Here is an 18,751-nt window from a genome sequence, read left to right as displayed (position 1 = left end):
TCACTGGCAGCAAACGCCCTGATCAGGGCTTGTATGGCGGCGATCGGCCGACGATCAGTCCGCTTCGGGTTTTTTCGGCAGGAGCAGTCCGAGCGCGGCGAGGAGCGGGCGGCGCGGGTGGGGTGCGGGGGCCACGGCCGGCTGTACGGCTTCGGGAGGATGCGTGACGTCGGGAGGGCGTACGGCGTCGGAGGGGCGACGTATGACGTCGGAGGGACGCACGGCTTCGACGGGGCGCGCGGCTTCGGCGGAACGTACGGCCTCGGCAGGGCGAGCGGCTTCGGGAGTGGGCTGGAGGCCGGTGGACTGGGGACCGGTGGACTGGGGACCGGCGATCTCCTCCAGGGCGCGCGCCACCTCCTCCCCGTCCGGCCGTGCCTCGGGTTCCGTCGCCAGGAGCCGGGCGAGCAGCGTCCCGAAGGGGCCGGTGGGCTCGTGCGGGGCCATGGCCGCCCGGAGCAGCGCGCCGAGGGACCAGAGGTCGGAGGCCGGACCGGCGCCGCGCCCGGACAGCAGCTCGGGGGCGGCGAAACCGGTGTGGTCGCCGTGCCCCATTCCGAAGCCGGTGAGCACAACGCGGGCGGTACCGGATTCGAGGAGGACGTTTCCGGGCCTGACGTCACGGTGCACGATGCCGACGGCGTGCGCGGCGCGCAGCGCGCCGAGGACTGCGAGCCCGACCCGTGCGGCCTCCGCCGGTGCGAAGGGCCCGCGCTCCAGGACCGTGCGGAGCTGCTCCCCGCGCACCAACTCCATGACGGTCCAGGGCCGTCCGTCCTCCACGAGGACCTCGTGGATGCCGACGGCGGCGGGATGGCGGACCCGGGAGGCGGCGCGGGCCTCGTGCAGCAGCCGGTGGACGCCGCGCCGGTGGTCCTCGCTCAACGGGTCACCGGCCGGGCGGAGTTCTCTGACTGCGACGTCCCGTTTACCGGTCTCGTCGCGGGCCCGCCACACGGTGCCCGCCGAACCGGAGCCGATGCGCTCCGTCAGCCGGTAACGCCCGCCGAGCAGACGTCCGTCGGGCGTGTGTTCACCGTCTTCGCTCATGCCCCATGAGTACCGCGCGCACCGGACTCTTGTCGAAGCGGGCGCTCAGGGGCAGTTGGTGTCGCGGTGGCCGGCGGGTCTACGACCGCGCGAACGTGTCGATCGCGACGTCGAAGTACTCCCGTGCCTCCCGCACTTTCCCGACCGGTGCCGACACCCACACGTCGTACAGCTGCCCGGCCTCCTCCCAGCAGAGGTCGTAGGTGTGCCGGGGGCCCTCCGTCGTGGTGTAGCCGTTCCAGGTGAACTCCCAGAGCGCGGCGGCGTGTCCGGCGTGCGTGGTCGGCGTGACCCGGCCGTCGTGGTAGCCGGGGTTCGTGCCGGGGCCCTCGGCGGCCGCTCGCCGCATCACGGCCTCCGGGCCGCCCTTGACGGGGTCGGACACCTTGATGCCGAGGCGGAAGGCTCCGTCCGGCGACATGTAGAAGATCCGCTCGCCGCGCGGCCGGCGCACGAACTCCTCCGGCACGGCCAGGGAGAAGCCCGCCGGGTCCCGTGCGACGTGGTACCCCGAGGGTGCCGTGCGGGAGCCGGACGCGCTGGGCTCGACGGGGGACGTGGACCGGTCGTCGCCGGGCGTGGCCGTCGTACCGGCCTGCCCGTGCGGGGCCGAACTCGTCGGCGTAGCGGCTGATGTGCGCGGTGCCGAGCTGGCCGGGGTTCTGCCGCCGTGCCCGCCGCCTCCCTTGAGCAGCAGCGCCGCCGCCGACACGCCCGCGCCGGCCATCGCGGCCACCAGCAGGGCCGCCACCAGCACACCTCGCGTGGAGCGCCGGGCCCGCGGTTCCCCGGCGGAGGGCATCGACGCCGGGCGCGGCACATCGCGCTGGGTCGGCGTGTAGGGCAGCGCCCGCGCCTTCTGCGTACGGTGCCTGGTCGCGGTACGCGGGGTGTGGCCCGTCTCCAGGAACACCCGCAGCATCCGCTCCGCCTCGGCGGCGTCCAGCCGCCGGTCCGGATCACGTTCCAGCAGGCCCCGTACGACGGGCAGCAGCGGCTCGGCCTGCGCGGGCGGGCGGATCTCGGCGGCGACGACGGCGTGCAGGATGCCGCCGAGCGAGTCGCGCCGGAACGGCGACTCACCGCTCAGCGCCGTGCACAGCAGGGCCCCGAGCGACCACAGGTCGGACTCCGGTCCGGTCCTGGTCCCGGCCATCCGCTCGGGGGCCGTGTACTCGGGCGAGCCCACGAAGGAGCCGGTCTCGGTGAGCGTGGTGGCGCCCGCGACCTGCGCGATACCGAAGTCGGTGAGGACGACCCGGTCGGTGCCGGACTCGATCAGCACGTTCGCGGGCTTGATGTCCCGGTGCAGGACCCCGGCCTCGTGCGCGGTGCGCAACGCGCTCAGCAGGGCGATTCCGATCCGGGCGGCGTCGGCGGCGTCGACCGGGCCGTCCGCCGAGATGCGGTCGGCGAGCGAGCCGCCGTCGATCAGCTCCATGACCAGGTACGGCCGCTCGTCCTCCTCCACGACGTCATGCACCACGATGATGTGCGGGTGCCGCAGCTGTGCCACCGCGCGGGCCTCGCGCAGGGTGCCGTCACGCCGGCGCCGGGCGTCGTCGTCCGCGAGGGAGTCGTCCTGCGTGAGCTCCTTGACCGCCACCCGCCGGCCCAGCAACTGGTCGGTCGCCCGCCATACGATGCCCATTCCGCCGCGGCCGAGCCGGGCCTCCAGGCGGTACCGGCCCGCGATCACACGGAAGTCGTCCCCCTCGGTCCCCATGCGGCCCATCATGCCTCACCCGACGCGCCCCCTCCGGGGCCGTGTCCGGCCAAGCACGGTCAGCCCTGGCCGGGCTGCCAGCTCTGGAGCACCCACTTGAACTGCTGGCTGGCCTTGGCCCAGTCCTTGGCCGGGGACGACATGTAGATCGCGTACTCGGTGCCCTCCCGGGAGAAGTACGTCTCCTCGATCGCGCGACGCGGCCCGGCGAGGTAGACGGAGTCCTTCGCCAGTGCCGTCCAGGTGTACTCCCACAGCGCGCCCCTGCAGTCGCGGTAGGTGTTCCTCTCTATGTTCACCGTCTTGTAGTCGACCAGCCGATGGAGCTGCTGCGCCAGGTCCTGCTGGTGCCGGTAGGGGTCGACGAAGTCCGGTGAGATGTCGATGGAGACACGGAGGAAGTGCTTGCCGTCGTCCGGTGTGTAGTCGACCTGCTGAAGGTCGCGGTCGCCGCCCGGGTCGCCCGTGGATTCGACCAGCTTGCGCTTCCAGCCCTTGGGCAGGGAGATCTCGAAGCCCAGCGGGTCGGAGCGGACCTGCCAGTCGTCGGGGACCGAGCCGTCCGGGGCCGGGGTACCGGTGGGAGTGTGCGTCGGCTTCGGCGTGGTGCCGGATCCGGCGGAGCCGCCTTTGCCGGACGGCTGGTCCGACTGCCACTTCTGGTAGACCACCGCGGCACCGGCGCCCAGCACGGCGGCGAAGGCGACCACCAGCGCGAGCGTACGCAGCCGACGGCGCCGGGAGCGGGCGGGCGCCGGGGACGCGGCCGGGGTGCCGGGTTCCGGTGCGACCGTGGTCGGTGTGGTGGGTGTGGTCTGCGCGGTTGGCGGGAAGTGCGCGGAGGCCGTCCCCGAGTTGTACGCGGATCCCTGTCCGTCGTACGCGGCGCCCTGCCCCGACGCCTGCTCGGACCACGACTGCGGACCGGAACCGTGATGCCGCGTCGGCACATACGCCTGCGCCGAGCTGGGACGGCGGCCCTCCGCCGCCTCCGCGAGCATCCGCTCGGCCTCCTCCGCGCCCGGCCGCTCGGCCGGATCCTTGCGGAGCAGGGCCGTGATGACGGGTTCGAGCGGGCCGCCGTGCCCGAGTTCGGCGGGCTCCTCCTCGACGACCGCCTGCATGGTGCCGATCGGGGAGGTACGGCGGAACGGCGAGCGTCCCTCGACCGCGGTGTAGAGCGTGGCGCCGAGCGCCCACAGGTCGGAGGACGGGCCCGGGTCGTGGCCGCGCACCCGCTCGGGGGCGAGATAGTCGACCGAGCCGACGACCTCTCCCGTGCGGGTGATGGTGGTGTCGCCCTCGATCTGCGCGATGCCGAAGTCGGTGAGCAGCACCCGGCCGTCCTGGCCGAGCAGCACGTTGCCCGGCTTGATGTCACGGTGCAGCACACCGGCGGTGTGCGCGGCGCGCAGCGCCCGCAGCACCCACAGACCGATCCGGGCCGCCTCGCGCGGCTCGATCCGCCCCTGTTCCTTGACCGCGTCGGCGAGCGAGTTGCCCTCGACGAGCTCCATCACGATCCACGGGCGGCCGTCGTGCTCCAGCACGTCGTGCACGGTGACCACGGCGGAGTGGTTGATGCGCGCGGCCGCCCGGGCCTCGGCCCGGGTGCGGGCCAGGAGGACGCCCCGGTCGCTGTCGGACACGTAGAGCGCGGCGGTCAACTCCTTGATGGCGACTGCCCGGTGCAGCACCTCGTCGTGGGCGCGCCACACCCTGCCCATGCCGCCGCTGCCGATGGATTCGGCAAGCCGGTAGCGGCCCGCGATGAGCAGGCCCTGCATCTGATTCACGTTGCCCCGCAATGCTCTTGACAGGGCCAGACTAAGGACCGATGTCCTTGCATGGAACAAGCGGGGTCCCAAGGAGACCGCACTGTGACGGTTTTCGCTTCTCTGTCGAGGAGGCAACCAAAGTGATACTTATGCTCAACCAGCGTATGTGTACGTGGCCGAGGCCTGCTCGTACAGTCGTGTCACCTCGTCCCGTTCCGCCTCCGGACCGCGCACCTGCACCACGTGGTACCGGCCGTCGACGAGGATCGCGAGATTGCGGACGTACAGGTCGCGGCCCTGGGCGTCGGTCCAGGTGAACTGCCCCTCCGCCATGTGCCGCCCGCCCACCTCGATGGTCTTGAAGCCGGTACCCGTGGTCCAGGTGGACGCCCGGTAGGGCTGGAGCTCGCTCTCTTTGTCCTGCTGGTAGACCATGGGGTCGCTGCCGTACTTCGACGCTCTGTCACGTCCCGGTACGACGATCAGCTCGAAGTCCCCGTTTCCGTACACCACCTGTCCGAGCCCGTTCCTGGGTGTGCGGTGCCAGTCCTTGGCGACGGCGATCCGGAAGCCCTCGGGGTCGTCGCGCAGGACGAACCCGGCGGGGACGGCGGGGCCGGTGGTGGTGGCGGGTCCGGTGCCGCCCCGGGTCCCGGCCGACGAGGCCGGGGCGGAGGAGCCGTCCGGCTCACGTCTGCTCGGCCCGGAGGAGGCGTCGCTCCTGCCGGGCGCCTGGCCGGTCGCTCCGGCGGCACCTGTCCGATCGCTCCCGGCCGCGCCGTCGCCGCCCGTCTTCGGCATGAACAGCATGGCGTAGGCGATCGCGCCCGCCAGCAGGAGCAGGATCAGCAGCAGGAGGGTGCGGCCCAGGTTGCGCGGGGACCGGGCCTCCTGCCTGGCCCGCTTGTGCCGCCCGTGTGCGCTGGTCGCGGGCAGCCCGGCACGCCTCCTGCGTACCAGTTCGCCGCGGCGCCGCACGATCGGCAGCCGGTGCGGGTCGGCGGGCGGCGCGGCGATCACATGCACACCGACCTCCGGCTCGGGTGCGGAGCGCACCAGCGAGCGCAGCCAGCCGCGCAGCTCCTCGAACTCCGGGCGCTCGGTGGGGTCCTGGCGCAGCAGCGACTCCACGACGGGCCTGAGCGGTCCGCACTCCTCGGCGAAGGCGGGCGGCTCCGCGCACACCAGCTGGACCAGTTCGGCGGTCGACTCCTCCGGATACGGGGCGTGTCCCTGTACGGCCCTGAAGAGCAGGGCGCCGAGGGCCCACAGGTCGGTCGCCGGTCCGATGGGCGCCGCGAGCTGCCAGTTCTCGTGCACCGGGCCGGCCTGCTCCGGGGCCCAGCGCTCGGTGACCGGTCCCACCACGGTCATCCGGACCTGCCGGGCGCGCTCCGCGGCGAGCGCGGTGGCCGGTCCGCGCGGGGCGGCGCCGACGGCGGCCGGCTCGTCCCAGCCCGCGGGCGGGCGGGTCGCGGGGGCGGTCTCCGCGCCCGTGCGGGAGACGGGGACACGGCCCGGCTGCGGCGGCCGGGCGGGGGCGGGAAGCGTGCCGTCGGAGCCCGCCGGGGCGGTACCGGGGGCGGAGGTGTGCGGAAGTGCGGCCCCTTGGCCCGCGCCGGGGGCGGTTCGGGGCGTGGCGCCGTGCCACGGGTCCGCGCGCACGCCGTAGGGGTCGGCGCTCCGGCCGGGCGGTGCGGTGCCCGGTCCGGTGGCGTACGGCGGTGCCGGGGCATCGGTGCCGCCCTCGGCGGGCGGGCGGGCGCCGGGCAGCGCGACCCGGCCGTTCTGCTGGGCCTCGTGCACCCGGGCTGCCGCCCGGGCGCCCGCGCGGTAGGCGGCGATCGCCCCGGCCCGTGCCGCCCTGATGTCGCCGCCGCTCTCCGCCGCCCGGCGGGCGGGCTCAGCGGACGTCCCGGCCCCGCCGGGGCCGTCCGCACCGGCCTCCGGCAGGCCGCCGGCCGCCCGCGCCCGGATCGCGGCGCGCCTGGCGGCCTCGGGATCCACCGCCCCGGGTGCGCCCGTGCCGCCGCTCGCCGGACGCTCCTGGGAGCTCTCCTGCTCCGGCACCGGGTCGTACCCGCACAGCGCCTCCTCCGCCGCGCCGACCGCGAGGCCGGTGAGCATCACCCGGCCGTCGTCGCAGACGAGGACCGTGCGGGCGGTGATGTTGCGGTGCACCCAGCCGTGCGCGTGGAGCACGCGCAGCGCGGTGAGGACGTCGGAGGCGACCTCGGCCGCCCGGTAGGGCGTCAGCGGCTTCTCGGCGAGCAGCGCGGCCAGCGGGCGCGCGGCCACCAATTCGCTGACGATCCACAGCGAGCCGCCCTCGGCGAACACGTCGAAGACCTGGTCGAGTCTTGGGTGGTCGGGCACCCGGGCCGTGGCCTGCGCGGCCTCCACGGCCCTGCGCACCGCCGGGTCGGTGGGCCGCCGGGTGGCCGCCCGGGCCGTGGGCGGCCGCCGCGTGCCGCGGTCACGCGCCGTGAATCCCTCGGGGAGGCCGTCCGCGTCCAGCACCTCGGCCTCGACGACCTCCGGCAACGGCACCTGCCGTACCAGGACTTCCTGTCCGCTGTAGGTGTCGAAGGCCCGGGTCTCGGTGAGTTCGTACTCGTCGGAGGGAGGCAGCGGCAGGCGGTAGCGGTCGGCGAGCACCCGGCCCGCATAGTCGTCCACAGTGCCTCCCCCGGCCGCCCGGTCGGTCAAGTCCGTTCGTTTTGCGACCCGTTCCGCACCCGGAGCCAAATGCGTACGGTCCTCAACTACTCACGATACGTGCCATGGGCATCTCGCAATGAGGGATGCGGGATTCTCTCGAACCCCGGCCCCCCTGAACCGCGCGGGTCACGACGCGGGCCGGAAGGACTCCGTCAGCGTCCTCCAGGTGTCCTGTCGCAGTTCGCCGTCCCATCCCGAGGACTTCGCGGTGTACATCAGCGCGTAGCCGGTGTGCTCGTTGACGACGAATCCTCGGTCGATCGTGCGATAGCCGATGCCGTTCTCGACATACGTGAACTCCCAGTCGGCCGTGTTCCAGCCTCGGTAGTCCACAGCCGCTATCCGGATCTTCCGGTACGCGTCGTGCCTTATGTAGTGCTCCTGCTCATTCCAGTCCGCCACCGGGTCGTCCTTGGGCGTGCTGGTCCAGGCGACGAGCAGCTTCTGCCCGTCGGGCCCGGTGAACCGGTCGCCGGCCTCGCCGCTGGACACGTACTTCCAGCCCTTGGGCAGCCCGATCGAATACCCCTGGCTGCCCTGGTGGGTCGACACCGCAGGAGCGCTGCCGCCGGAGCCCGACGCACCCGTGCCACCGCCGTCACCCTTGCTCGCGCTGCCCGTCGACGCGGCCCCGGTGCCGTCCGCGGAACCCGCCGAACCCGCCGAACCCGCCGTGCCGTTGCCGTTGCCGTCCGAGCCGGTGCCCTTGCCCTTGTCCTTGCCGCCGTCGTCCTCCTTGGTGGAGGCGCTCGACCCGGCGCTGACGGCCGGCTTGCCGCCGCCCTTCGCGCCCTCGGAGTTGCCCCCGCCACCGCCGCCGAGCGTGAGGGCCAGCACGGTGCCGATCACCGCGAGCACCACCACCACCGCGATGACGACCAGCGTGCGCTTCGGCACCACATCGGTCAGCGGCGCCCGCGGCGCCGACCGCGGCGGCAGGTCCGGCGGAGGCACCACGGGCCAGCCGGAGCTCGCCCGCCCCCCCTCGGACTTCCCCCCGCCCGGTGTCGCGGCCGGGGAGGCCGACCCCGCCGGGGAACCGGTCCCGGCGGTGGAAGCGGTCCCGGCCACCGACGCGGAGCCCGCGCTCCCGGCGGCCCTCCCGCTCGAACCCGACCCGCCGGAACCACCGGAACCGCCGGAAGCAGAAGCCCCGGACGCGCCCGAACCACTGACACCACGATCCGGGGTCGGCGTCCCCGCCGTGCTCGCCCCCGCTGCCGCCCCGCCGCCGGTCTTCGTCCGCGCGACGGCCGCCGAGGTGGCGGCCCCGGCCGCCTTGCGCATGGAACGCAGCGCCCCGCGCAGCTTCTCCCCGGCCTCCTCGACCCGCTTGGCACCAGCACCGGTTCCGGCACCGCCCGAACCGCCGTCGCCCGAACCGCCCTTGCGCCCCGGCGCGTCCGGCCGGGGCGGCAGCGGGACGACCCGCGTCGCGTCCGCCGACTCCGGCTCGGGCGCGTGGATCACCGCGTTGAGCAGGGTTCTGGCCCCTGCGTCGTCGAGACGTTTGGCGGGATCCTTGTCGAGCAGTCCGTAGATGACGTCCCGGAGCGGGCCCGCGTTCTTGGGCTCCTCCAGCGGCTCGGTCATCACCGCGGTCAGCGTGGCGATCGCCGAACCCTTGTCGTAGGGCGGAACGCCCTCGACCGACGCGTACAGCAGTCCGCCGAGCGACCACAGGTCGGCCGCCGGCCCCGGCTTGTGCCCACGGGCCCGCTCCGGGGAGATGTAGGAGGGGGCACCGACGAGCATGCCGGTGGAGGTGATCGACGGGTCGCCCTCGACCTGGGCGATACCGAAGTCGGTGAGCACGACCCGGCCGTCCTCGGCGATCAGCACGTTGGACGGCTTCACGTCACGGTGCAGAATGCCCTCGCGGTGCGCGGAGCGCAGCACGTCGAGGATGGCGAGCCCGACCTCGGCGGCGCGCCTGGGCTTCAGCAGTCCGTCCTCGCGGATGGCCTCGGCGAGCGACTTGCCCTCGACGAGTTCCATCACGATCCAGGGCCGGTCGTCCTCCTCGACCACGTCGAAGACCGTCACCGCGCTGTTGTTCCGGATCCTCGCGATGGCCTTCGCCTCGCGGAGGGTGCGGGTGATGAGGCGGCGCTTCTCGTCGTCGTCGATGTTCGTTGGGAACCGCAGTTCCTTGACGGCAACCGTCCTACCGAGGGTCTCGTCCTCGGCGCGCCACACCGTGCCCATGCCGCCACGCCCGAGCACGTCTCCCAGCCGGTACCGCCCGGCGAGAAGACGCTCGCTCTTGTCCTGACGAGTGTCCTGACGAGATGTCCCCGCCCGCTCCGCCTCCGACATGCGTCCCCTCATGCAACCCGCCCTGACAGAGCCTCCATTGTCTCTCACCCGACAAGTGCCCGACGCCCAGGGTGCCCGTCACCCCACGTACGGAACCATGCACTCCGGGGGACCTTCCGGAGCGCCCCCGCGGACAGTTTTCGGCCGTTTCGACGGCCCTTGCCCTGCTCGACGGCGGACCGTCGGCCCCGAACCCGCGCCGCTCGCGGCCGAATTCCGTCCTCACACCTCTCACACCGGGTGGAACGAGCCGTTTCCGAACAGAGATCCCGACTTCCTACACCCATTCGGGAGGAGTCGGCCGACGGCCGACCGGTGTGTTCACAGCGGCACGATGTCCGGCGCGCCCAGGCGGGCCGCGTCCGCCGTCAGGTCGTCGGGCTGCAACTGCGACTCCCGCTCGGCCTCCACCCGCTTCTCGTAGTGCTCGATCTCGCGTTCGATCTGGTCCTTGTCCCAGCCGAGGACGGGCGCCATCAGCTCGGCGGCCTCCCGGGCGCTGCGGGTTCCCCGGTCGAACGTCTCGATGGAGATGCGCGTGCGGCGGGTCAGCACGTCGTCCAGGTGCCGCGCGCCCTCGTGCGAGGCGGCGTAGACGACCTCGGCGCGCAGGTAGTCGTCGGCCGCGTGGAGCGGCTCACCGAGGGACGGGTCGGCGACGATGAGGTCGAGGATCTCCTCCGCCATCGAGCCGAACCGGTTCAGCAGGTGTTCCACGCGCACCACGTGCAGTCCGGTCCGGGCCGCGATCCGCGCCCGCGCGTTCCACAGCGCCCGGTAGCCCTCCGCGCCCAGCAGCGGGACGTCCTCGGTGACGCATTCGGCGACCCGCATGTCGAGGCCGTGCACCGCCTCGTCGACGGCGTCCTTGGCCATCACCCGGTACGTCGTGTACTTGCCACCCGCGACGACCACGAGGCCCGGTGCCGGATGCGCCACGGTGTGCTCGCGCGACAGCTTGCTGGTGGCGTCGGACTCGCCGGCCAACAGCGGGCGCAGTCCCGCGTACACACCCTGGACGTCGTCGCGGGACAGGGGCACCGCGAGCACCGAGTTCACGTGTTCCAGCACGTAGTCGATGTCCGCGCTGGAGGCGGCGGGGTGGGCCTTGTCCAGGTCCCAGTCGGTGTCGGTGGTGCCGACGATCCAGTGACGGCCCCACGGGATGACGAACAGGACGGATTTCTCGGTACGCAGGATCAGGCCGGTCGAGGAGTTGATGCGGTCCTTGGGGACGACCAGGTGGACGCCCTTGGAGGCGCGGACGTGGAACTGTCCCCGCTCGCCCACCATCGCCTGGGTGTCGTCGGTCCAGACGCCGGTGGCGTTGACGATCTGCTTGGCGCGCACCTCGTACTCGCCGCCGCCCTCCACGTCCTGGACCCGGGCGCCGACGACCCGTTCGCCCTCGCGCAGGAACCCGGTCACCCGGGCGCGGTTGGCCGTCTTGGCGCCGTACGACGCGGCCGTGCGCACCAGGGTCGCCACATAGCGGGCGTCGTCCATCTGGGCGTCGTAGTACTGCAACGCGCCCACCAGGGCGTCCTTGCGCAGGGCGGGGGCGACGCGCAGGGCGTGACGGCGGCTCAGGTGGCGGTGCATCGGCAGGCCGCGGCCGTGGCCGCGGGCCATCGACATGGTGTCGTAGAGCGCGACGCCCGATCCGGCGTACAGGCGCTCCCAGCCCTTGTGCTGGAGCGGGTAGAGGAAGGGGACGGGCTTGACCAGGTGGGGCGCCAGGCGCTCCAGCAGCAGGCCGCGTTCCTTCAGGGCCTCGCGGACGAGGGCGAAGTCGAGCATCTCCAGATAGCGCAGTCCGCCGTGGATCAGCTTGCTCGATCGGCTGGACGTGCCTGACGCCCAGTCACGGGCCTCGACCAGTCCGGTGGACAGGCCGCGTGTCACCGCGTCCAGCGCGGTGCCCGCGCCGACCACTCCGGCGCCCACGACCAGGATGTCCAGCTCGCGCTCGGCCATGGCCGCCAGTGACTCGGCGCGCTGCACCGGGCCCAGTGTCGCTGTCCTCACCGCTGCCTCCCGCTGTCGATCGATTCACGTCGGTCGCGTCGGTCGCGTCGGCCTCACCCGGTGGGCGAAGCCCGGTCATCTCTCCCCTGCCCAAATTCTGACGGGCATGCCCGGCTTCAGCCACCACTCGCGCCCCGGCCTGTGGACAACGGGCCCCGTACCCCCTTCGGGACCCGGAAGACCCGGAAGACACAAGAAAGACAATCCCACATAACGGTCATATTTACTCCTACTGTGACATTGCGGTCGCTCGTCCTGTCCACAGGGCTTGCGCACCTGTCCCACTTCGGTTACTGGGAAGGACGGCACACGCCATGCCCGCAGACCTCGCCGTCATCGGACTCGGTCCCTCCGGCCTGCCCCTGGCCCAGGCCGCCGTGGCCGCAGGCATCTCCACGCTCGGCTACGCCACCGGCCCCGGGGGCGCCTCACTCAGCCCCGCCGCCCTGCGCCGGATGCTCTCGGGGGGCTTCCGGCCGGCCACCGACCCCGCGGACCTGAGCCGGGTGCGCACCGCGGTGATCTGCGCGCCGACACCGCGCGGTGCGGACGGCTGCCCCGACCTGGGGCAGGTGGAGGCGGCCGCCCGCACCCTGGCCGAGCGGATGCGCCCGCACACCACGGTGATCCTGGAGTCCCCGGTGCAGCCGGGCACCACCGAGGAGTTCCTCCGCCCCCTGCTGGAGGACGGCTCGGGGCTGCGGGCGGGCCGCGACTTCCACCTCGCCTACTCGCCGAGCCGCCTCGACCCCGGCAACCGCGACCTCACCCCGGCCGGCACACCCAGGGTCATCGGCGGCCTCACTCCGGCCTGCACCGAGTCGGCTGCCGCCTTCTACGCACGGCTCACCGACAAGGTCGTACGGGCGCGGGGGCTCCGTGAGGCGGAGACGGTACAGCTCCTGGAGACCAACTACCGGCATGTGAACATCGCGCTCGTCAACGAGATGGCCGTCCTCTGCCACGACCTCGGCGTCGACCTGTGGGACGTGATCCGCTGCGCGGAGACGAAGCCGTTCGGCTTCCAGGCGTTCCGGCCGGGGCCCGGCGTCGGCGGCCACGGCGTCCCACAGGACCTGGCCGGCCGCGCGGGGGGCGCGCTGCGCATGGTGGAGCTGGCCCAGCAGGTCAACAGCCGCATGCCCCAGTACGTCGTCCAGCGCGCCGCCGCCCTGCTCAACGAGCACGGGAAGTCGGCCCGCGGCGCGCGCGTACTGCTGCTGGGCGTCACCTACAAGGCCGATCTGGCCGACCTCCAGGGCACCCCCGCCGAGGAAATCGCGGTCCGGCTGATGCAACTGGGCGCTTGCGTCAGCTACAACGACCCGCACGTGGGCTCCTGGACCGTCCTCGACCGGCCGGTCCCGCGCGCGGACTCCCTCTACGAGGCGGCGGCCGACGCCGACCTGACGATCCTGCTCCAGCCGCACCGGACGTACGACCTCCAGGGCCTGTCGGTGAAGGCCCAACTGCTCCTGGACACCAGGGGCGCGACGCCCACGGGGGCCGCGCACCGGCTCTGAGGCGTTAATTCCGGGGGGCTCTGTCAGTGGCGCCTGTTAATCTCCCTCAGTCGTCGCACAGGTGTGCGCGCCACTTCGTTCAGCCATCCCGTTTTCCCGCCGGCCCGGCCGGCCGGTCCGTCGTGTCCCGTGGGGGGATTCCTGTCATGAGCCAGTCAGCTCCGCCGCCGCAGCCCGAGCAGGTGGGCGCCGCGCAGCCCGCGCAGCCCGCGCAGCCCACGCAGCCCTTCCAGCCGACGCCCCCGGTGTCGCCGTACATCGCGCAGCCCGGCGCCATGCCGCCGCCGATGCCGGCCGCGCCGCGCAAGAACAACGTGGCCGTCGGCCTGATCACGGCCGTCGTCGCCGCCGCCGTCGTCGCCGCGCTCTACGGCGTCGTCATCGGCGCCACCAAGCACGAGATCGGCTACGCGGCGGTCGGCGTCGGCTTCGTCATCGGCCTCGCGGCCGGCCGGTTCGGCGGCCAGAACCCCGCCCTCCCCGTCGTCAGCGCCGTCCTCGCGCTGGGCTCCGTCTACCTCGGCCAGCTGATCGGCGAGGCCGTGATCGGCGCCGACCTCCTCAACGTGGGCTTCAACGAGCTGTTCTTCCAGCACTTCGACATCGTCCAGGAGGCCTGGAAGCAGGACGCCGACCCGCTCACCTTCCTGTTCTTCGGCCTCGCCGCGTTCGCCGCGTTCTCGGGCGCCAAGAAGGCCGCGGCCTGACCGGGCCCGGCGCAGGAACACCCGAGGGGCCCGTCCACCGATGCGGACGGGCCCCTCGTGGCGTCGTACGGACTACCGCTTGTGCTGGCTGTCCGCCACCGTGACCTCGACCCGCTGGAACTCCTTGAGCTCGCTGTAGCCCGTGGTGGCCATGGCGCGGCGCAGGGCACCGAAGAAGTTCATCGAGCCGTCCGGGGTGTGGGACGGGCCGGTGAGGATCTCCTCGATGGTGCCGACCGTGCCGAGGTCGACCTTCTTGCCGCGCGGCAGCTCCTCGTTGACCGCTTCCATGCCCCAGTGGTGACCCTTGCCGGGCACGTCCGTCGCACGGGCCAGCGGGGAGCCCATCATCACCGAGTCGGCACCGCAGGCGATCGCCTTGGGCAGGTCACCGGACCAGCCGACACCGCCGTCCGCGATCACGTGCACATAGCGGCCGCCGGACTCGTCCATGTAGTCACGGCGGGCCGCGGCGACGTCGGCCACCGCGGTGGCCATCGGGACCTGGATGCCCAGCACGTTGCGGGTGGTGTGCGCGGCGCCGCCGCCGAAGCCCACCAGGACACCGGCCGCGCCGGTGCGCATCAGGTGCAGGGCGGCCGTGTAGGTGGCGCAGCCACCGACGATCACGGGCACGTCCAGCTCGTAGATGAACTGCTTCAGGTTGAGCGGCTCGTGCGAGGACGACACGTGCTCCGCGGAGACCGTCGTACCGCGGATGACGAAGATGTCCACACCCGCGTCCACGACCGCCTTGGAGAACTGCGCCGTGCGCTGCGGGGAGAGCGCGGCCGCCGTGACCACGCCGGAGTCCCGCACCTCCTTGATGCGCGCGCCGATCAGCTCCTCCTTGATGGGCGCCGCGTAGATCTCCTGGAGGCGGCGGGTCGCGGCCTCGGGCGGCAGCGCGGCGATCTCGTCGAGCAGCGGCTGCGGGTCCTCGTGCCGCGTCCACAGGCCCTCGAGGTTGAGCACACCCAGGCCGCCGAGCTCGCCGATGCGGATCGCGGTGGCCGGGGAGACGACCGAGTCCATGGGGGCCGCCAGGAACGGCAGCTCGAACCGGTAGGCATCGATCTGCCAGGCGATCGAGACCTCCTTCGGGTCCCGCGTACGGCGGCTGGGGACGACGGCGATGTCGTCGAAGGCATACGCCCGGCGGCCGCGCTTGCCGCGCCCGATCTCGATCTCAGTCACGTCTGTGGCCTTTCCCTCTGCGTTTCAGCGCCTTCAAGTATCGCCGACGGGTACGACAAGGGCGGCCCCGGATGGTCCGGGGCCGCCCCTTCACGGCTTCACGCGCGCGGATGTCATCGCTTGCTGCTGTAGTTGGGCGCCTCGACGGTCATCTGAATGTCGTGCGGGTGGCTCTCCTTGAGGCCCGCCGACGTGATCCGAACGAACCGGCCGTTCGTCTGGAGCTCCGGAACCGTCCTGCCGCCGACGTAGAACATCGACTGCCGCAGGCCGCCGACCAGCTGGTGGACGACCGAGCCCAGCGGGCCCCGGTACGGAACCTGGCCCTCGATGCCCTCGGGGATCAGCTGCTCGTCGGAGGCGACGCCCTCCTGGAAGTAGCGGTCCTTGGAGAACGACCTGCGGTCGCCGCGGGACTGCATGGCACCCAGCGAGCCCATGCCGCGGTACGACTTGAACTGCTTGCCGTTGATGAACAGCAGCTCGCCCGGCGACTCCTCGCAGCCCGCGAGCAGCGAGCCCAGCATCACCGTGTCGGCGCCCGCGACCAGGGCCTTGGCGATGTCGCCGGAGTACTGGAGACCACCGTCGCCGATGACCGGGACACCGGCCTCCTTGGCGGCGAGGGCGGCCTCGTAGATGGCGGTGACCTGGGGCACGCCGACGCCGGCCACCACTCGGGTCGTACAGATGGAACCGGGGCCCACGCCGACCTTGATGCCGTCGGCGCCCGCGTCGACCAGGGCTTTCGCGCCGTCGCGCGTGGCGATGTTGCCGCCGATGACGTCGATGCCGGATGAGTTGGACTTGATCTTGGCGATCATGTCGCCGACGAGGCGGGAGTGGCCGTGCGCGGTGTCCACGACGATGAAGTCGACCCCCGCCTCGATCAGGGCCTGGGCACGCTCCAGCGAGTCACCGGCCACGCCGACCGCCGCGCCGACCAGCAGCCGGCCCTCGGCGTCCTTGGCGGCGTTCGGGTACTGCTCGGCCTTGACGAAGTCCTTGACCGTGATCAGACCCTTGAGCACACCCCGGTCGTCGACCAGCGGCAGCTTCTCGATCTTGTGCTTGCGCAGCAGCTCCATGGCCTCGGGGCCGGAGATGCCCACCTTGCCGGTGACCAGCGGCATCGGCGTCATGACCTCGTGGACGCGGCGCGTGCGGTCGTTCTCGAAGGCCATGTCGCGGTTGGTGACGATGCCCAGGAGCTTCTTGTCGCCGTCCGTCACCGGAACGCCGCTGATGCGGAACTTGGCGCACAGGGCGTCGGCCTCGGCGAGCGTGGCCTCGGGGTGAACCGTGATGGGGTCCGCGACCATGCCGGACTCGGAGCGCTTCACCAGGTCGACCTGGTTGGCCTGGTCCTCGATGGACAGGTTGCGGTGCAGCACGCCGACGCCGCCCTGGCGGGCCATCGCGATCGCCATGCGCGACTCGGTGACCTTGTCCATGGCGGCGGACAGCAGCGGGATGTTGACCCGCACGTTCTTGGAGACGTACGAGGCGGTGTCGATCTCGTCGGGCGCCATGTCCGACGCGCCCGGCAGCAGCAGCACGTCGTCGTAGGTCAGCCCGAGTGTCGCGAATTTTCCGGGCACTCCGTCGACGTTGGCAGTCATGACACCTTCCCCAAATGGCCTTGATCGGTGCGGATGTCCATGCTAACGGGAAGCACGGGTCGCTCATTCCACGGTGGAGAGTGACTTCGGGCTTCGTATGTTCGTACGGAAATCTCCCGGTGGTTCGCGTTCGCCGAGCCTACTGCTCGGCCAGCGCCCGCAGCCGGCTCAGCGCCCGGTGCTGGGCCACCCGAACCGCCCCGGGTGACATTCCCAACATCTGCCCCGTCTCCTCCGCGGTCAAGCCCACCGCGATACGCAGCAGCAGGAGTTCGCGCTGGTTCTCCGGCAGGTTTGCCAGCAGCTTCTTCGCCCACTCCGCGTCGCTGCTGAGCAGCGCACGCTCCTCGGGGCCGAGGGAGTCGTCCGCGCGCTCCGGCATCTCGTCCGAGGGGATGGCCGTGGAACCCGGGTGGCGCATCGCGGCCCGCTGGAGGTCGGCGACCTTGTGCGAGGCGATGGCGAAGACGAACGCCTCGAAGGGGCGGCCCGTGTCGCGGTAGCGGGGCAGTGCGAGCAGGACCGCGACGCACACCTCCTGGGCGAGGTCCTCGACGAAGTGGCGCGCGTCGCCGGGCAGCCGGCTCAGCCGGGTGCGGCAGTAGCGCAGCGCCAACGGGTGGACGCGGGCGAGCAGGTCGTGCGTGGCCTGGGCGTCTCCGTCCACGGCGCGATGCACGAGGGCACCGATCACCCCCTGGGCCGTGCCCGCCTCGTCGTCGCGCATCGGTCCATGGTGCCCTGCGGCCGTCCGGTCCGTCGCATTCTGCTCGTGGTTGTGCACCGAAGCGTTATGAGCAAGTGCGCCGGCACTCATTCCCCGCGCCCTCCCCTTCCGCTCGACCGACTCGTCCCCGAGAGACTCCACAACTCAAGGATGCGGCATCCGCGGCGAAACGAGCGTCGGTCGCCCGCGTGGCCGCCGCCACGCACCCCACGCGCACGCCGTGCCCATCCGCTCGACCGGACTCCCGGAACCGCGCCCGGACACCGTGCCGCCCGTCCGCCCGGTCCGGTGGCTCGCAGGCCTCCCACCCGGGCCGCGCCCAGAATCCCGGCGGGTCCGCAGCCCTGTTGCCCCGACGGGCCCGACCGGCCCGGTGGGTCTCCGAGCCGTACGTCGCGACGGGCACCGCGTCCCCCACCCGAGCCGTGCCTTCGCTCCAACTGTGGCGGGTATCGCATCCCGGAGCGCCGGCGCGGTCCGCCACAAGGCTCCCTGTGCACCCATGCCACCACCCTCCGCACGGACAGGGACCTCGTCCGGCCGAACGACCGGAACTCGTCCCGGTGTACGAGGGATCCACCACCGCGCCGGGCCGGGCAGGCCTCCCGGCCCCGCCCGCTTCTGGCGGGCGGGGAGTACCGGACGGGCTCGGTCCTCGGTCCTAACGGACCAGTCCCCAACGGAAGCCGAGGGCCACCGCGTGGGCGCGGTCCGAGGCGCCGAGCTTCTTGAACAGGCGCCGGGCGTGGGTCTTGACGGTGTCCTCGGACAGGAACAGCTCACGGCCGATCTCCGCGTTGGAGCGGCCGTGGCTCATGCCCTCCAGCACCTGGATCTCACGCGCGGTGAGGGTGGGTGCGGCGCCCATCTCGGCCGAGCGCAGCCGGCGCGGGGCGAGACGCCAGGTCGGGTCGGCGAGGGCCTGTGTCACGGTGGCCCGCAGTTCGGCGCGCGAGGCGTCCTTGTGCAGATAGCCACGGGCGCCGGCCGCGACCGCGAGGGCCACGCCGTCGAGGTCCTCGGCGACAGTGAGCATGATGATGCGCGCGCCGGGGTCCGCGGACAGCAGTCGGCGTACGGTCTCGACGCCGCCCAGTCCGGGCATGCGCACGTCCATCAGGATCAAGTCCGAGCGGTCGGCACCCCAGCGGCGGAGGACTTCCTCGCCGTTGGCCGCCGTCGTCACACGCTCGACGCCGGGCACGGTCGCGACCGCGCGGCGGAGCGCCTCTCGGGCAAGCGGGGAGTCGTCGCAGACGAGGACGGATGTCATGGCCGCCCTCCGCAGCTGATGCGCGTCACCTTGAGCCTCCAGGCTGGTACGGAATCGTCACCTGTGCGGTCGACCGCCTC

Annotated in this window: 12 protein-coding genes; 2 read left to right on the top strand and 10 right to left on the bottom strand. The window is 72.5% G+C overall.

What is annotated here, in order from left to right; all coding sequences use genetic code 11:
* Positions 1–54 precede the first annotated feature (54 nt).
* The 6 genes from ACIPK3_RS20310 to ACIPK3_RS20285 form a co-directional block, all read right to left on the bottom strand.
* Entirely contained in the window at positions 55–1,050 is a 996-nt protein-coding gene (locus tag ACIPK3_RS20310) for a protein kinase (RefSeq protein WP_402571481.1), read from the bottom strand.
* Between the two features lie 79 nt (positions 1,051–1,129).
* Positions 1,130–2,776: a serine/threonine-protein kinase gene (locus ACIPK3_RS20305; RefSeq protein ID WP_402571479.1), complete on the bottom strand. Its 1,647-nt coding sequence runs from the start codon at positions 2,774–2,776 to the stop codon at positions 1,130–1,132.
* Positions 2,777–2,835: 59 nt separating this feature from the next.
* Positions 2,836–4,563 (bottom strand): serine/threonine-protein kinase, encoded by a 1,728-nt coding sequence (locus tag ACIPK3_RS20300; RefSeq protein WP_402571478.1) that lies wholly within the window; start codon positions 4,561–4,563, stop codon positions 2,836–2,838.
* Positions 4,564–4,707: 144 nt separating this feature from the next.
* A complete protein-coding gene (locus tag ACIPK3_RS20295; protein WP_402571476.1) occupies positions 4,708–7,233 on the bottom strand; it encodes a protein kinase in 2,526 nt (841 codons plus the stop codon).
* A gap of 168 nt (positions 7,234–7,401) precedes the next feature.
* Positions 7,402–9,594, bottom strand: coding sequence for a serine/threonine-protein kinase (locus tag ACIPK3_RS20290; RefSeq protein ID WP_402571474.1), 2,193 nt, complete (start codon positions 9,592–9,594; stop codon positions 7,402–7,404).
* A 321-nt stretch (positions 9,595–9,915) separates the two neighbouring features.
* Positions 9,916–11,622 carry a glycerol-3-phosphate dehydrogenase/oxidase gene (locus ACIPK3_RS20285; RefSeq protein WP_402571472.1) on the bottom strand — a complete coding sequence of 569 codons (1,707 nt, stop codon included), beginning with the start codon at positions 11,620–11,622 and terminating at the stop codon, positions 9,916–9,918.
* 314 nt (positions 11,623–11,936) lie between these two features.
* Here ACIPK3_RS20285 and ACIPK3_RS20280 point away from each other — a divergent pair, with 314 nt between their 5' ends.
* A complete protein-coding gene (locus tag ACIPK3_RS20280; protein ID WP_402571471.1) occupies positions 11,937–13,145 on the top strand; it encodes a nucleotide sugar dehydrogenase in 1,209 nt (402 codons plus the stop codon).
* Between the two features lie 146 nt (positions 13,146–13,291).
* The gene (locus ACIPK3_RS20275) at positions 13,292–13,852 is read left to right on the top strand and encodes a hypothetical protein (protein ID WP_402571469.1); all 561 of its coding nucleotides are present in this window, start codon (positions 13,292–13,294) and stop codon (positions 13,850–13,852) included.
* A gap of 72 nt (positions 13,853–13,924) precedes the next feature.
* Here the strand turns inward: ACIPK3_RS20275 and ACIPK3_RS20270 are convergent, their stop codons facing one another.
* From ACIPK3_RS20270 to ACIPK3_RS20255, 4 genes are all read right to left on the bottom strand, one after another.
* Positions 13,925–15,049 (bottom strand): GuaB3 family IMP dehydrogenase-related protein, encoded by a 1,125-nt coding sequence (locus tag ACIPK3_RS20270; protein ID WP_402571467.1) that lies wholly within the window; start codon positions 15,047–15,049, stop codon positions 13,925–13,927.
* Between the two features lie 113 nt (positions 15,050–15,162).
* Positions 15,163–16,671, bottom strand: a complete 1,509-nt coding sequence (gene guaB / locus ACIPK3_RS20265) for an IMP dehydrogenase (protein WP_402571465.1) — start codon at positions 16,669–16,671, stop codon at positions 15,163–15,165.
* A 139-nt stretch (positions 16,672–16,810) separates the two neighbouring features.
* Positions 16,811–17,398: a sigma-70 family RNA polymerase sigma factor gene (locus tag ACIPK3_RS20260; protein ID WP_402571463.1), complete on the bottom strand. Its 588-nt coding sequence runs from the start codon at positions 17,396–17,398 to the stop codon at positions 16,811–16,813.
* 661 nt (positions 17,399–18,059) lie between these two features.
* Positions 18,060–18,671, bottom strand: coding sequence for a response regulator transcription factor (locus tag ACIPK3_RS20255; RefSeq protein ID WP_003948568.1), 612 nt, complete (start codon positions 18,669–18,671; stop codon positions 18,060–18,062).
* Positions 18,672–18,751 lie beyond the last annotated feature (80 nt).

Origin of the sequence: Streptomyces sp. NPDC086787, from assembly GCF_044745865.1 — a bacterium.
Classification (GTDB): Bacteria; Actinomycetota; Actinomycetes; order Streptomycetales; family Streptomycetaceae; genus Streptomyces.
Note: the sequence above shows the minus strand (reverse complement) of the source record. Positions and strands in the feature narration are given on the sequence as shown.

Excerpts from the sequence above, each read along its gene's own strand:
- ACIPK3_RS20310 (WP_402571481.1), bottom strand. The coding sequence starts at position 1,050 with ATGAGCGAAGACGGTGAACACACGCCCGACGGACGTCTGCTCGGCGGG.
- ACIPK3_RS20305 (WP_402571479.1), bottom strand. The coding sequence starts at position 2,776 with ATGGGGACCGAGGGGGACGACTTCCGTGTGATCGCGGGCCGGTACCGC.
- ACIPK3_RS20300 (WP_402571478.1), bottom strand. The coding sequence starts at position 4,563 with ATGCAGGGCCTGCTCATCGCGGGCCGCTACCGGCTTGCCGAATCCATC.
- ACIPK3_RS20290 (WP_402571474.1), bottom strand. The coding sequence starts at position 9,594 with ATGTCGGAGGCGGAGCGGGCGGGGACATCTCGTCAGGACACTCGTCAG.
- ACIPK3_RS20280 (WP_402571471.1), top strand. The coding sequence starts at position 11,937 with ATGCCCGCAGACCTCGCCGTCATCGGACTCGGTCCCTCCGGCCTGCCC.
- ACIPK3_RS20275 (WP_402571469.1), top strand. The coding sequence starts at position 13,292 with ATGAGCCAGTCAGCTCCGCCGCCGCAGCCCGAGCAGGTGGGCGCCGCG.
- guaB (WP_402571465.1), bottom strand. The coding sequence starts at position 16,671 with ATGACTGCCAACGTCGACGGAGTGCCCGGAAAATTCGCGACACTCGGG.
- ACIPK3_RS20260 (WP_402571463.1), bottom strand. The coding sequence starts at position 17,398 with ATGCGCGACGACGAGGCGGGCACGGCCCAGGGGGTGATCGGTGCCCTC.
- ACIPK3_RS20255 (WP_003948568.1), bottom strand. The coding sequence starts at position 18,671 with ATGACATCCGTCCTCGTCTGCGACGACTCCCCGCTTGCCCGAGAGGCG.